Genomic DNA, 13,918 nt, shown 5'->3' with positions numbered 1-13,918 from the left:
GGCCGGACCACCGGCGCTACCGCCCCGCGGCGTCCCGCTCCACGACGGACGCCTGCCTCACGAGCGCGGCAGCCCCCATGTCCACGGGGCTGCCCGAGGCGACGACCGTGCTCGTGCCCTGCTTCTTGGCGGTCTGGGCGACGAACGCGCCCGCGAGCACGAGCGTGCCGCCGACGACCTGCGGCGTGCCGAGGTGCTCGCCGAGCAGCACCCAGGCGAAGACGGTGCCCACGACCGCCTCCAGGCAGGCGACGACGCCGGCCACCTGCGGGGACAGCCGTCGTACGGCGACCACACCGGTCAGGTAGGCGAGCACGGTGGCCACCAGCACGACCCAGCCGACGAGCAGGATCGCGGGCACGTCGGTCTCGCCGAGGGCCGCCTGCCGGGTGAGCACCGACCAGTCCATCGACCAGGGTCGGGAGACCGCGGTCAGCACGACGGCGCCGATGGTCAGGCCGTACGCGATGACGGCGACCGGGTCCGGCGCGTCGTCACCGTCGCTGCCGTGGTCGGCCAGGACGAAGTAGCTGACCTGGCAGCAGGCGGCGCCGAAGGCGAGCGCCAGGCCCAGCGGGTCGAAGGCGAGTCCGGACCACACCTCGACCACCGCGGCCATGCCGCCGACGGCGAGCACGACGCCGATCGCGGCGGCCTTGCTGACCGCCTTGCGCTGGACGAAACGCACCCAGCCGAGCAGCAGCGCCGGGCCGAGGAACTCCACGAGGATCGCGACGCCCACCGGGATGCGGGAGATGGCCGCGAAGTAGAGGGTCTGGACACCGGCGACGCCGAGCAGGCCGAAGCCGAGCAGCAGGCCCGGGCGGCGCAGCAGGAGGGCGCGGTGCCGCAGTACCACGGGGAGCATCACGAGTGTGGCGCCGGTCACGCGCAGCCACACCACGTGCAGCGGGTCGAGCCCCGCCTCGATCAGCGGCTTGGCCGCCACCCCCGAACCGCCGAACGCGAACGCGGAAACCAGCGCGAGCCAGAGCCCGGCGTTCCTCCCCTGAGACACATGCATCGGGCCATGATGTCAGCTCGCGACAGGACCGTCATCCCGGTGGCGGCTGTCGTTCTCGCCACGCGGCCGGGGTGGGCGCGCGGCCAGGACCTGCGGTTCGACCCCCGCCGACCTCAGCACCTGCGCCGCCCGGCTCCCCCCGTCGGAGACGAGCGCGGCGAGCAGGTCGGCGCCGTCCGCCCGGGGCGCGCCCCGCTCTCCGGCAAGGACCGCGGCCGCGCGCAGGGCCGCCGTGGCGGCGGGGCTCCAGCCCGCGGCGTCGACGGCGGTGAGCACGGTCCCGGCACCGGAGTCCTCCACGACACCCCGCCAAGCGATGCCGTAGCCGATGCTGCGCTGCGCGAGGTAGCCGAGGACGCGCGCCACCCGACCCCCGCCGGCCGCACCCGCCGATTCGTCGACCGCTTCCCGCGCCCGCAGGTCGGCCTCGAGGAGGGAGTGCAGAAGGTGGGCGGTGTCGGCCTGCCGGTCCCCGTCCCTCGTGGCGCGCCGCCGGGCCGCGGCGGTCACCGTGCGCAGCTCTGCCCCGAGCCGCGAGTCGTTCCATTGCACGCCCTCCACCCCATCAGGCGCACGGCCCGCGGGCATCGCCGCACGGTCCCATTCCGCCGTCCTGCGCTGGATGGGGGCACACCCGCTCCGCGTCCTCCTCAGGGATGACGGCGGCCTCAGGATGACCGCGGCCTCAGGATGACCGCGGCCTCAGGGATGACGGCGGCCCCGGAGCCGGCCCGGAATCGCCCCCGGGGCCGGTCGCCGAGGGCGGCTCAGTAGCGGACGTCGCTCTGCAGCAGGGGCGGGTAGACCGTGGACGTCTCGGCGTCGACCGTGGTGCCGGCGAACTGCAGTATCGCCCGCGTCGCTGCCGTGCAGGGGCGCCGGGTTCCGTGAGGTGCGCAGCGCACCGGCCTCCCGGACGGGCTCCGCGGCCTCATCGCCTCCCACGCCCGGCCCGGCCTGCGGACCGCGATCGACGGGCCGCTGCCGGGTACCGCCGCCGGTTCGGCGCCCCGCCCGGAAAGGTCGGCGTCCGCGACCGTGCGGGCCCCGGCCCGGCGGGCTCGCGACATCTGCCCTGGGGCCTCAGGGCCAGAGCAGCGTGCGCGTCCAGCCGCCGGGGGCGGCGGGGTCGCGGGTGTAGCGGAGCCGGACGTGGCCCTGGGCGGGTACGCCCTGCCAGAACTCGGCCTCGTCGGCGACGAGCCGGTAGACGGTGTGCCTCTCGGGCACGTCGTCGGGGTGCGCGGCGACATGTCCGGCGGCCCGGCGGCGGGCCTCCTCGTACGCGGCGCGCCCCTCCATCGGGGCGCTCATCACGCCCGTGAAGCCCGCGATCCGCGAGGCCTCGCGGCGGCCGAGGAAGTCGCGGCGGGCGGCGGCACGGTCCAGGATCTCGACCGGTCCGGTCACCCGGATCTGCCGGCCGTGCCGCGGCCAGTACCAGCTGAGGGCGGCGCGGGGGCGGTCGGCGAGGTTGCGGCCCTTGCGGCTGGCCGCGTCCGAGGCGAAGTCGAAGGCGGGGCGGTCGAGGTCGACGCCGCGGAGCATGAGCACCCGCGCCGAGGGCCGGCCGGAGGCGTCGGCCGTGCTGAGGGTCATGACGTGCGGCTCCGGGACGCCGTCGTCGAGCGCGTACGCCAGCCAGCGGGCGAACAGCGGCCCCGGTTCGGGCCCGGCAGTGGCGGGGTCGAAGGACGGTAGGGGCCCGGCCAGGACGGGCGCGGAGCGCATGCGCTCACGGAGGGCGTCGGCGGTCACGGGCGCCAGGTCGTCGGTCACGCCCCGATCCTGGCATGCGGCCGTCCGGCGCGCCGCGGATCCGCGGTGCGCCGGACGGCGGCGGTGGGGCCGGTCAGGCCGGGAGGTGGAACTGCTGGTTGGTACCGCCGGCGCAGGTCCATATCTGCAGCCGGGCGCCGTTGGCGGTGGACTTGTCGGTGACGTCCAGGCACTTGCCGGAGGCGGGGTTCACCAGGGTGTCCCCGCTGCCGCGCTGCCAGACCTGGGCGCCGGTGCCGTTGCAGTCGTACAGCTGGACCTTGGTGCCGTTGACGGTACCTGCGGCGGTGAGGTCCATGCACTTTCCGAGGGCGCGCAGGGTGCCGTCGGTGCCCACCGTCCACTGCTGGGCGCCGGTGCCGTTGCAGTCGTACATCTGGACGGCGGTGCCGTTGGCGCTGCTCGCGGCGGCGACGTCGACGCACTTGCCGCCGAGGCCGGTGATCTGGCCGGTGGAGCCGGTGGGCGGCGGGGTGGTGCCGCCGCCGGTCACGGTGTTGAAGACGGAGGAGAACTGCCAGGCGCTCTGCGGGGTGCCGCTGCAGCTGTCGGACAGCTGCCCGTTGGTGGCACACGCCTTGTCGCGGCCGAGCGCCCAGAAGGCGAGTTCCTGGATGCCCTTGGACTTGGCGAAGTCGGCGAGCGTGCCGGCGTCGCCGGTGGTGAAGATCTCGCTGGTGTCGTCGTTGACCCCGATCATCGGGGTGTTGCCCTCCATCGCCCACAGCTGGGCGTCGGACTTCTCCGGCCAGATGGCGCCGAGCTGGCCGCGCAGGGCGGTGGCGGCGTCGGTGGCCGCCTTGCCCATGTCGCGGGTCCCGTCGTAGTAGTCCATCGTCATGATGTTGACGAGGTTGACGTTCAGCCCGTTGCTCTTGGCGTTGGAGAGCAGCTTCGTCCCGTTGCCGTCCAGTCCGTTCGGCATGGACGGCAGGGTGTACTGGACGTCGAGCCTGCGCCCGGCGGCCGCGTACTCCTGCTGCAGCTGGGCGAGCGCCTTGTTGCGGCGGTCGTTGGCCGTGGTGTCGGCGATCGCGCTGCCCTCGATGTCGAGGTCGACGCGGGTGAGGTCGAGGGCGTCGACGACCTTCTTGTACTGGGCCTTGAGCGTGGACACGCTCGTACAGGACAGGCCGACCTCGGTGCCGGAGGCACCGCCGAAGGAGACGATGACGTCTCCGCCCGCGGCCCGCAGGGAGTTGACCGCGGAGGTCCAGCCGGCATCGGTCACGGGCGTGTCGCCGTTGAACAAGGCGTTGCAGCCGCCGCCGTCGATGACGAAGGCGAGCGTGAAGTACTTCAGGCCCGTCGCGTTGCGGGCGTTGGTCATCGCCGAGGGCGAGTTCCAGGTCTCGACGTAGGGCGCGGCGTAGTGGGCGGGGAATCCGGGGCCGGGGTTGGCGGCGGCGCTCGCGGAGCCGCCGGTGGCGACGACGGCGGTGGCGGCCATCGCGAGCACGGCAGGGGCCACTGCGAGGGCTCTGACGGCGGATCTCAGCACGGGACGGCTCCTTTGTGTACGCACCGGGGTGCGCGTCGTGGGGGGGCAAGCCGTTGGGGGTTGGTACCGGGGATGGGGCAGGGGTGGGGGGACATCCGTTCATGTAGGCGAACATCACCTCACTACATGAACAGCCGATGGTCGCAGAGGTTATGGACTAGACCAGCCTTGCGTCAAGACCCCCGCGCCACATGGTCGTTGGGGCACCGCGACGTCGGCGGCGGGGCCTGCGGACGTTCCTGGGGGCGGGGTCGCCGCCGCCCGCCGTGCGAACGGCGGCGACCCCGCCCGATGTCGTCCGGCCGGGGTCAGGGACCGGAGACGAGGTTGGCCACGTTGTTCGCGGAGTTGGACGGGCCTCCGCTGTTGTTGATGACGTGGCTGATCGTTCCCGTACCGCCGAGGGAGACCGTCACCATGTCGTGGAAACGGACCCCGGACACCGCCGGCGCCTCGAAGGCCCGATCGGCGACGACGGACGGGTTGACGTTGAAGTAGCAGTAACTGCCCAGGCCCCAGGCCTCGTGGCTGGTCACCGAGGGACTGACCTTGTAGGCGTCGTAGCCGCGCGCGGAGCCGTTCATCCATGCGGCCTGGCTGGGCGGGTCGTACGGCATCTCGTTCTGGAAGAAGTACGTGCGGCCGCCGTTGCCGTTCCAGATCACCTGGTGCTGCTGGTAGTGCTCCACGAACAGGCCGTACATCGTCACGTTCGTGCCGTTGACGATCAGGCCGTTGGCGGCGGTGTTGCTGTTCCAGCCCACCCCGCTGCCGTGGTCGGCGCGCCACAGCCACATGTGGTCACCGATGACGTCCGAGCTGTTGACCACCAGGCTCTGGGAGGCCTTGCCGACGCCCGCGCCGCCGATGCGGAAGAACACGTCGTGCAGCGAGGTCGGGTCGGCGGTGTGCCGGGCGGACGAACCGGCGGGGCCGACCTGCATCAGCGTCTGCGAGTTGGTGGTGCCCGCGTCGATGAGCAGTCCGGCGATCTTGACGCCGTCGACGTCGGCGACGTTCACCGCGGTGATGCCGTTGTCCGGGATGACGGTCGCCAGGCCCAGGCCCAGGACGACGGTGCCGGCGCGGTTGATGTCGAGCGTCTGGCTGAGGTGGTAGACGCCGGGCGTGAACAGCAGGTTCTTGCCCTGGGCGAGCGCGCCGTTGATGTCGCCGGCGGTGGCGCCGGGCTTGACGATGAAGAACTGGTCGATCGGCAGCGAACTGCCGGCCGGGCTGCCGCCCGCCCAGGTCGTGCCCTGGGTGTTGGTGCGCAGCGACGGCACGAAAACCTTGTAGGCGCCTGCCGAGTCGACGTACAGGAACGGCTTCTCCCGGGTCACCGGGGACTGCGCGACGGTGGTGTAGGGCGGGTTCGGGAAGCTGTTCGCGGGCGCGCCCACGTCTCCGACGAAGACCATGTTCCAGTTGGAGCCGGTCCAGCTGCCCCACTGGCTGTTCCGCGACAGCCACTGCTGCTGCGAGCCGGAGCGCACCTGGCCGTCGATCCTGGAGTCGGCGATCAGGCCGCCGCTGGACCAGCCGCCGTCGTCCAGCTGCAGGTTGCCGCGGACGTGCATCCGGCGGTACGGGGCCGCCTGCGAGACCGCCCAGCGGTCGGTGCCGCCGGACGGGTTGACGGAGAGGTTCTCCGCCGAGCGCCAGAAGTTCTGCGTGGCGTTGCCCTGGAACCAGTCGGCCTCGGCGTGGACCGCGCCGTCGATCGTCACGTCGTCCGGCGACAGGCCCAGGCCCGCGACCTGCGTGTAGAAGCCGACGTTGGCGTCGACGCTGTAGCTGCCGGGCTTGAAGAGCAGGGCGTAGCGCTGGGCGCCGAACTGGTTGGACTCCTGCTGTGCGAAGACCTGGTTGAGCCGGCCCTGGATGGCGGCCGACGACATCGACGGGTCGAAGACCGAGACATTCGGGCCGAAGTCGGGGGTGCCCGGCGGGTTCTGCGGGGCGTCGGCGGAGCCCAGGCTGAAGGACTGCGCGGCGGTGCCGTTGCAGGTGTACTGCTGGATGCGGGCGCTGTCGGCGGTCGAGGCGGCGGGCACGTCGAGGCACTTGCCGCTGTTGCGGTTCACGAAGTGGTAGGTCCCGCCGGCCTCCTCGACCGGCAGCCACTGCTGGTTGGCGCCACCCGAGTACGACCAGAGCTGGACCGGTGCGGCGTCCGCCGTGGAGACGTCGGTGACGTCCCAGGACTTGCTCGCGTCGTTGCGGTTGTCGACGCGGACGTACCCGTCGCTGGTCGCCTGGAACTGCCACTGCTGTGCGGCGGTGCCGTTGCAGGTGTACTGCTGGACCGCGGTGCCGTTGGCGGTGCCCGCGGCGGCGGCGTCGACGCATTTGCCGCTGTGCTTGGCTGCGACGGTCACCCAGCCGGTGGGGAGGGAGGCGGCCTGGGCCTGCGGGGCCGTCAGCACGACGGCGGACAGACCCGAGGCGAACAGCGCGCCGAGCGCGAGCGGTACGACGCGGCGCCGGACCCGGCCGCGTCCGGGGACGTCGCGGGGCGGCGCTCCGAGAGTTCTCATGGATGACTCCTGTGCCGCGCGGGGCGCGGCGCCGTGGGGGGTGTGCGCGGACATGCCGAAGCGGGTGAGGGCATGGCGTGGCATGACGGAAGCGGGGGTGGGCCGGACGCACGCGCCCGGCCATGCGACAGCGGCTCAAAGGTCGGAACCGACCTTTCTTCACGGCGTGAAGTTAGGCTTTCGCAGCGGACACGTCAAGAGGTCGCGCTATGGATTCCGAACACCGCCGCAAGCGCGTCACGGCGCCGGTTCACCGGCGATGCCAGGAATCCGCGCAGTTGGCGGCCGGTGCGGCGCGGTACCACCGGCCGGCTCCGGCGCTTCCGCGCGGGACAACACTTGAACGCGCCGCGCCGGTCAGGCCGTTCCCCCGGGCCCGCGCCGCCGGACAACCCACCCGGGCCCGCTGATCAACGACCGTCACCTGAACGAACATTACTGGTCTGTACCAAAGTCTTGACTGGGGCCTTCCTTCACTCCTTAAATCACGAGTTGACGAAGGCCTCCCCACCGCCTCCCCCCACCCCGCTCCCCCACCGGCGCCCCCCACACGCGCCCGCCGACCGGGAAGGACCTCCCCCCCATGACCCGTGCCACGACCGCCGCGAGGCGCGTCGCCGCCCGCCTGTTACTGCTGCTCGCCGTCCTCCTGGGGGCCGTCGCGGCCCCGGCCACGTCCGCCCCCGCCGCCGCCCCCTTCAAGGTGCTGGCGTTCTACAACGGCACCTGGGACGCGGCCCACATCGACTTCGTCAAGGAAGCCAACCAGTGGTTCCCGCAGGCCGGGGCCGCAGGCGGCTTCACGTACACCTCGACGACCAACTGGAACCTGCTGACGGACGCAAGCGCCCTCGAGCAGTACCAGGTCGTCCTGTTCCTCGACGACGCCCCGCAGACCTCCGCCCAGCGCTCCGGCTTCGAGGCGTACATGCGCGGCGGCGGCGCGTGGATGGGCTTCCACGTCTCGGCCTGGACCGACAACGCGCAGAGCTGGCCCTGGTACTACAACCAGTTCCTCGGCAGCGGGAACTTCCGTTCCAACACCTGGGGACCCACGACCGCCGTGCTGCGCGTGGAGGACCGCACCCACCCCTCCACCTCGCACCTGCCGGCGACGTTCACCTCGTCGGTGAGCGAGTGGTACAGCTGGAACAACGACCTGCGCACCAACCCGGACATCGACATCCTGGCCTCCGTCGACCCGGTCAGCTTTCCCCTGGGCACCGACCCCGACCAGTCGTGGTACAGCGGCTACTACCCGATCCTGTGGACCAACACCAAGTACCGCATGCTTTATGCCAACTTCGGCCACAACGCGATGAACTACGACACGAACACCGGGCTGTCGTCGACCTTCGCCGACGCCACCCAGAACACCTTCCTCCTCGACGGCCTCAAGTGGCTCGGTACCGGCTCCACCGGCGACCCCGCCCCCACCGACCCGATCTCCGAGACGTCCTGGTACTCCCTGGTCAACGCCGGCAGCGGCCGCTGCGTGGACGCCCGCGCCGCCGCCACCGCCAATGGCACCGCGATCCAGCAGTACACCTGCAACTCCACCACCGCCCAGGACTTCCGCGTGCTGTCCACCGACAGCGGCTACACGCGCCTGGCCGCCCGCAACGACACCACGAAGGCCGTGGACGTCACGGACGTCTCCACCGCCGACAACGCCCCGCTGCAGCTGTGGACGTACGGCGGCGGCGGCGCCAACCAGCAGTGGAAGCCCGTCGCCGAGTCCGCGGGCCGCTACCACTTCACCGCCCGCCACAGCGGCAAGTGCCTGACCGCCCCCACCGCAGACCCGAGCGGCACCCAGCTGGTCCAGCGCCCCTGCGACGGTTCCGCCGCGCAGTCCTTCCAGCTCGTCGTCCGTCCCTGACCCGGACGACGGGATCCCGGTGCCGCCCCGCCCCCACAAGGGCCGGGGCGGCGCCGCGGCATCAGCGAAGGCCGCCGCGTGGCGGGCGGCCCAGGCGGCGATGGTCCGCGCCGGGCGCCCGAGCAGCGTGACGACGCCGGGTCCGGCCCGCCGCTCGGCGGGCAGCGGCTCTCCCAGGATGTCCAGGGTGCCGTCCGCCACCGGCGCGGGCACGAAGCGCAGCGTCCCGGCACGTGCCTCCGCGCGGCTCGACGAAACGCAGCGCGGTGCCCAGTTCCCGGCCGAGCACCTCCGCCTGCCGGCGCGAGGAGACCGCTTCGGGCCCGGTCAGCACGTAGCTCCGGCCGGCGTGGGCACCTCGCGGAGGACGACCGCGGCGGCTTCGGCGGCATCCACGGGTTCGACGACCGGCAGCGCCACGTCCGCGAAGGGCGCGGCCACCGTACGGGCACCGCACCTGGTCCGCCCACGCCGGGGCGCTGGAGGCGAGGCCGCCCGACCGCGGGACCGTCCGGTCCACGCCGGAGCCGCGAACCGCGGCCTCGCAGACCCGCAGTGGTTCGTGGGAGACCGCGTCCGGCCGGGTTCCGGCGGCCCGGGAGGAGAGCAGCACGATGCGTCGCACCCCGCTGTCCCGGACGGCCGCCACGAGGTCGTGCGGCCGCGGTTGCGAGTTGCGACCGCGGCCGTTGCGCGCCGCCGTCGCCCTCATGGCGGGCAAGCTCGAGGACGCCGCCACCGCCGCGCTGAACGAGTCGCCGCGCGAGTTCGCCGGTCACGTCGGGTAGCCGCCCAGCAGCCTCGCGGCAGCCCGGGACGACGCGGAAGCCGGGGACGACGCGGAAGCCGGGGACGACGCGGAAGCCGGGGACCGCGGGTGGCGTGACCGCCGCGGCCCCCGGCGCCCGCCGCCTAACGCAGGACCGCGTCGGCGCTCTTGTCCCCCACCGTGAAGGTGTACCTCCCGCGCTCGACCCGCGGCGTTCCCGCGCCGTCGATGTCGCCCGGCGTCACGGCGAGCGCGCCGCGCACGAAGTCGAGCCGCACGGTCCGCTTCTCGCCCGCCTTCAGATGCACCTTGGTGAAGGCGACCAGCTTGCGCGCCGGCCACAGCACCTGGCTGACCGCCCGCGAGGCGTAGACCGGGACCACCAGGTCACCGTCGCGTGCACCGGTGTTGGCGACGGTCACCTTGACGCCCTTGGCATCGGCGGTGAGGGCGTCGTAGGAGTACGTCGTGTAGGACAGGCCCGCCCCGAAGGGATAGAGCGCGTCGTAGGACGACTCCAGGCCGCCGTTCGTGCCCGGCAGCTGCTGGTAGTACAGGGGTTCGTTGCCGATGTCCTTCGGCCACGAGACGGGCAGTCGCCCGCTCGGGTTGACCTTGCCGAACAGCACGTCGGCGACGGCGCCGCCGCCCTCGGTGCCGGGCAGCCAGGACATCAGCAGGCCGTCGGTGCCCGCCGCGTCGCCCAGGACCAGCGGACGGCCCGCGACGACCACGGTGACGACCGGCTTTCCGCTCGCCTTCAGCGCCTTGACCAGCGCCTGCTGGTCGGCCGACAGCTCGGGCCGGGGGCTGTCCGCGGCGCCCTCGGCGGCGGCCTTCTCGCCGACCACGACGACGGTCAGGTCGGCGTTCTTCGCCTGCGCCACCGCGTCGTCCGCGGAGGTGGCCCGTACGACGTCGGCGCCGGCGGGGGCCGCCGCGCGGATGCCCTCCAGAATGGTCGTGCCGGGCAGTTCGACGCCCTCGGGCACGCCCTGCCAGCCGATCGTCCAGCCGCCGGCCTGGTCGTTGATGTCGTCCGCGTACGAGCCCGCCACCACGATCCGCCGCGCCTGCGCGCGCACCGGCAGCACGCCGCCCTCGTTGCGGAGCAGCACCTGCGACTCGGCCGCGGCCTGCCGCGCGAGTGCGGTGTCGACGCCGAGTACCGCCTTGTCGGCCTTGGCGGGGTCCACGTAGGGGTGCTCGAAGAGACCGAGCTCGAACTTCATGCGCAGAATGCGCCCGACGGCCTCGTCGATGCGCCGTGTCGACACCAGGCGGCGGTCGACGGCCGTCTTGAGGCCCGTGCTCCACTCCTTGGCGAAGTACGGCTCCATCGCCATGTCGAGGCCCGCGTTGACGGCGAGGGCGATCGCCTCCGGGTAGTCAGCGGCGATCTTGTAGCGGGTCTGGAGGGCGCGCACGTCCTCCCAGTCGCTGACGGTGACGCCCTTGAAGCCCCACTGCTGGCGCAGCACCTTCGTCAGCAGGTACTTCGACGCGGTGGCCGGTACGCCGTTGACGGCGCCGGAGTTGACCATCACGGTCTTGGCGCCGGCCTGGACCGCCTGCCGGTAGGAGGGCAGGAGGGTGTCCTGGAGGTAGCGGATGGAGACGTCGGCGGGCACGCGATCGTGGCCGTTGGAGGGTTCGGAGTAGCCTCCGTAGTGCTTGACGCTGGCGGCGACGCGCTTGGACCCGCCGGCGTGCTCGATGCCCGTCACGGCCGAGCCGGCCAGGGTGCCCGCGAGCAGCGGGTCCTCGCCGTAGGTCTCGTAGTAGCGGCCCCACCGCTGGTCGCGGGCGAGGTCGGCGACGGGGGCGAAGTTCCAGTCGATGCCGGTGGCGGCGACGGCGCGGGCGGTCGCCGCGGCGGAGTCCTTGACCGTGCCCGGGTCCCAGGTGGCGCCGAGGCCGATCTGGTGCGGGAAGATCGTGGCGCCGAGCACGTTGTTGTGCCCGTGGACGGCGTCCACGCCGTACAGGATGGGGATGTGCAGGCGCGTGTTGGTGACGGCGTACTTCTGCACGGCGTTGACCATCTTCGCCCAGTCCTGGGGCGTGTTCTTCGCCGGCGTCATGCCGCCGCCGGAGATCACCGAGCCGACGGGGTAGTCGGCGAGGACGGTCTTCATGCAGCTCTCGTTGAGCTCCCCGCCGCTCCACTCGCAGTCGCCCTGGATGCGGGCGACCGCGATCTGGTCCATCTGACCGATCTTCTCCTGCAGGGTCATGCGCCCCAGCAGGTCCTTGACGCGCAAGTCCACGGGCGCGCCGGCCCGGGTGTAGACGGGCCCGTCGGCGCGGGCGGGGACGGAGGCGACCGCGGCGGCGCAGGCGGCCGCGGTCGAGAGGACGAGGAGACTTCTCAACCGGTTGCGGTTTCTCCACCGGTCGCGGATGAGGCGTGCGCGCGGTTCGTTCGCTGGCATAGCAGGCATCCCGTTCCTGTCCGGGCCCTTCCGGGCACTGGCCGTAAACGTTTCCGGCTGCTGTCGCACCCGACAGACTGACGCTGCCATGACATATCGTCAAGACTGTGACCGTGCCGCGAATCCAAGAGGACCCCTCGTCCGCGTCCCCGCCCGGGACCGGTCCCGCGATCACCCTGCGGGAACTCGCCCGGCGCAGCGGCGTGTCCACCGCGACCGTCTCGCGCGCCCTCAACGGCCGGGCCGAGGTCAGCCAGACCACCCGCGAGCGCATCCGGCGGCTGGCCGGCGAACTGGGCTACGCGCCCAACGAGCCCGCCCGCACCCTGGTGCGGCGCCGTTCCGACACCATCGGCCTGCTGTGGGACACCGGGCACGAGTCGCGCGGCCTCCACCACCCCTACCTGCAGGGCCTGCTGAGTTCCGTGCGCACCGCCCTGTCCGACGCGGGCTACCACCTCATGCTGCTCACCACGGCCGGGCCGCAGGACGCGGAGTCGACGTACGTGCAGGCCGTGCGGCGGCACAGCCTGGAGGGGGTGATCGCGATGGGCCGGCCCGCCGACGACCGCGCCCTGCGCGCGCTGGCGGCCTCGGACATCCCCTGCGCCGGGCTCGACGTCACCCTGGACGGCCCACGCACGGTCGGCGTCGCCTCCGACAACACCGGCGGCGCGGAGGCGGCCGTCGCCCACCTGCACTCCCTCGGTCACCGCCGGATCGCCACCGTCACCGGCCCGCCGGAGCTCACCCCCGCCGCCCAGCGGCTGGCCGGTTTCCGTGCCGCCTGCGCTCGCCTGGGACTTGCGGTGCCCCGGGAGTACGTCGTCGCCGGGGACTTCTTCCTCGACAGCGGGCGCCACGCGGTCCGCCGACTGCTCGCCCTGCCCGATCCGCCGACCGCCCTGTTCGCCGCCGGCGACATGATGGCGATCGGCGCCCTGCACGCCGTCGCCGACGCGGGCCTGTCCGTCCCCCGGGACCTGGCGGTCGTCGGCTTCGACGACATCGACGCGGCCACCCTCGTGCGCCCCGCGCTCACCACGGTCGCCCAGGACCACCGCGCCCTCGGCACCGCGGCCGTCGCGGCGCTGTGCGAGTTGCTCGGCCCGGAGGCCGTACGTCCGCTCCCGCCGCGCGTCCTGCCGACGCGGCTGGTCGTGCGCGGGACGTGCGGGGCCGGCCGGGCGCCCGCCGCGGTTCAAGATCCCGCACAGGATACGGAAGAGGCCGAACCGGACGGCCCATAGGGAGTCCCCACGAGTGCCCGTGCCCATAGGCGCCGCACACACGACGCCGGTGGCCCGGGACGCGCGCATCCCGGGCCACCGGCGCACGAGGGAGTGTCAGTCCTCGTCGGCGAGGATCAGGTAGAGCTTCTTGCGGGCCTCGTTGACCACGGCCAGCGCCTTGTCGCGCTGCTCGGGCGTACCGGTCGCCCAGACCTGCCGGAAGGCGTCGACCAGGCCGGCGCCCGCCTTGCGGATCTCGTTCATGGCCTCCCAGTCGATGCCGCGCCCGGCCTCCTCCCAGGGGGCTTCGGACCCCGCCTCGGCCTCGGCACGTCCGGCCTCGGTGAGCGTGAAGAGCTTCTTGCCGCCCTCCGACGCACTGCTGATCAGGCCCTCGTCCTCCAGCAACTGCAACGTCGGGTAGACCGAGCCGGGGCTCGGCTTCCACGCGCCGCCGCTGCGCTCGGCGATCTCCTGGATCATCTCGTAGCCGTGCATGGGCCGGTCGGCGAGCAGCGCCAGGATCGAGGCGCGCACGTCGCCGCGGCGCGCCCGGCCCCGCGGGCCTCCCCTGCCGCCCCGCCCGCCGTGCCACGGCCCGGGCCCCCAGGGCCCCCCGCCGAACGGCGGTCCGAAGGGCCCGAACGCCGCGCGCCGCCCCTCCTGCTCGTGCTCGCCGCGGTGGTGATGGCCGGGCCCAAAGTGTCCATGTCCATGGGAACGCATGGTGACGCTCCTTCCATCATCGTACGGTCG

The 13,918-nt window shown here is 73.0% G+C and carries 11 protein-coding genes; 3 read left to right on the top strand and 8 right to left on the bottom strand.

The genetic code is table 11. The features are described from left to right. Positions 1 to 16: 16 nt before the first annotated feature. From AC3EUJ_RS33315 to AC3EUJ_RS33290, 6 genes are all read right to left on the bottom strand, one after another. Positions 17 to 1,024: an EamA family transporter gene (locus tag AC3EUJ_RS33315; protein WP_431968065.1), complete on the bottom strand. Its 1,008-nt coding sequence runs from the start codon at positions 1,022 to 1,024 to the stop codon at positions 17 to 19. A 12-nt stretch (positions 1,025 to 1,036) separates the two neighbouring features. Beyond that, complete coding sequence (locus tag AC3EUJ_RS33310; protein ID WP_431968063.1) at positions 1,037 to 1,612, bottom strand: Clp protease N-terminal domain-containing protein; 576 nt, start codon at positions 1,610 to 1,612, stop codon at positions 1,037 to 1,039. A gap of 179 nt (positions 1,613 to 1,791) precedes the next feature. Next, entirely contained in the window at positions 1,792 to 1,929 is a 138-nt protein-coding gene (locus AC3EUJ_RS33305; protein ID WP_431968061.1) for a hypothetical protein, read from the bottom strand. A gap of 178 nt (positions 1,930 to 2,107) precedes the next feature. Next, positions 2,108 to 2,803: a pyridoxine/pyridoxamine 5'-phosphate oxidase gene (locus AC3EUJ_RS33300; RefSeq protein WP_431968059.1), complete on the bottom strand. Its 696-nt coding sequence runs from the start codon at positions 2,801 to 2,803 to the stop codon at positions 2,108 to 2,110. Positions 2,804 to 2,876: 73 nt separating this feature from the next. Next, a complete protein-coding gene (locus AC3EUJ_RS33295) occupies positions 2,877 to 4,304 on the bottom strand; it encodes an RICIN domain-containing protein (RefSeq protein ID WP_431968057.1) in 1,428 nt (475 codons plus the stop codon). A gap of 308 nt (positions 4,305 to 4,612) precedes the next feature. Further along, positions 4,613 to 6,844, bottom strand: coding sequence for an RICIN domain-containing protein (locus AC3EUJ_RS33290; protein WP_431968055.1), 2,232 nt, complete (start codon positions 6,842 to 6,844; stop codon positions 4,613 to 4,615). 583 nt (positions 6,845 to 7,427) lie between these two features. Here AC3EUJ_RS33290 and AC3EUJ_RS33285 point away from each other — a divergent pair. After that, positions 7,428 to 8,726: a ThuA domain-containing protein gene (locus AC3EUJ_RS33285; protein ID WP_431968053.1), complete on the top strand. Its 1,299-nt coding sequence runs from the start codon at positions 7,428 to 7,430 to the stop codon at positions 8,724 to 8,726. A 614-nt stretch (positions 8,727 to 9,340) separates the two neighbouring features. Continuing rightward, entirely contained in the window at positions 9,341 to 9,514 is a 174-nt protein-coding gene (locus AC3EUJ_RS33280) for a hypothetical protein (RefSeq protein WP_431968051.1), read from the top strand. Between the two features lie 124 nt (positions 9,515 to 9,638). On the opposite strand, the gene AC3EUJ_RS33275 is transcribed toward AC3EUJ_RS33280, so the two are convergent. Continuing rightward, complete coding sequence (locus AC3EUJ_RS33275; RefSeq protein WP_431968049.1) at positions 9,639 to 11,930, bottom strand: glycoside hydrolase family 3 N-terminal domain-containing protein; 2,292 nt, start codon at positions 11,928 to 11,930, stop codon at positions 9,639 to 9,641. Between the two features lie 107 nt (positions 11,931 to 12,037). Here AC3EUJ_RS33275 and AC3EUJ_RS33270 point away from each other — a divergent pair, with 107 nt between their 5' ends. Then, positions 12,038 to 13,180, top strand: coding sequence for a LacI family DNA-binding transcriptional regulator (locus tag AC3EUJ_RS33270; protein WP_431968047.1), 1,143 nt, complete (start codon positions 12,038 to 12,040; stop codon positions 13,178 to 13,180). 96 nt (positions 13,181 to 13,276) lie between these two features. Here the strand turns inward: AC3EUJ_RS33270 and AC3EUJ_RS33265 are convergent, their stop codons facing one another. Then, entirely contained in the window at positions 13,277 to 13,888 is a 612-nt protein-coding gene (locus AC3EUJ_RS33265; RefSeq protein WP_431968045.1) for a PadR family transcriptional regulator, read from the bottom strand. Positions 13,889 to 13,918 lie beyond the last annotated feature (30 nt).

The organism is Actinacidiphila sp. bgisy160 (genome assembly GCF_057707815.1).
The sequence above is the reverse complement of the archived record's forward strand: the minus strand, read 5'-3'. Positions and strand labels throughout refer to the sequence as shown.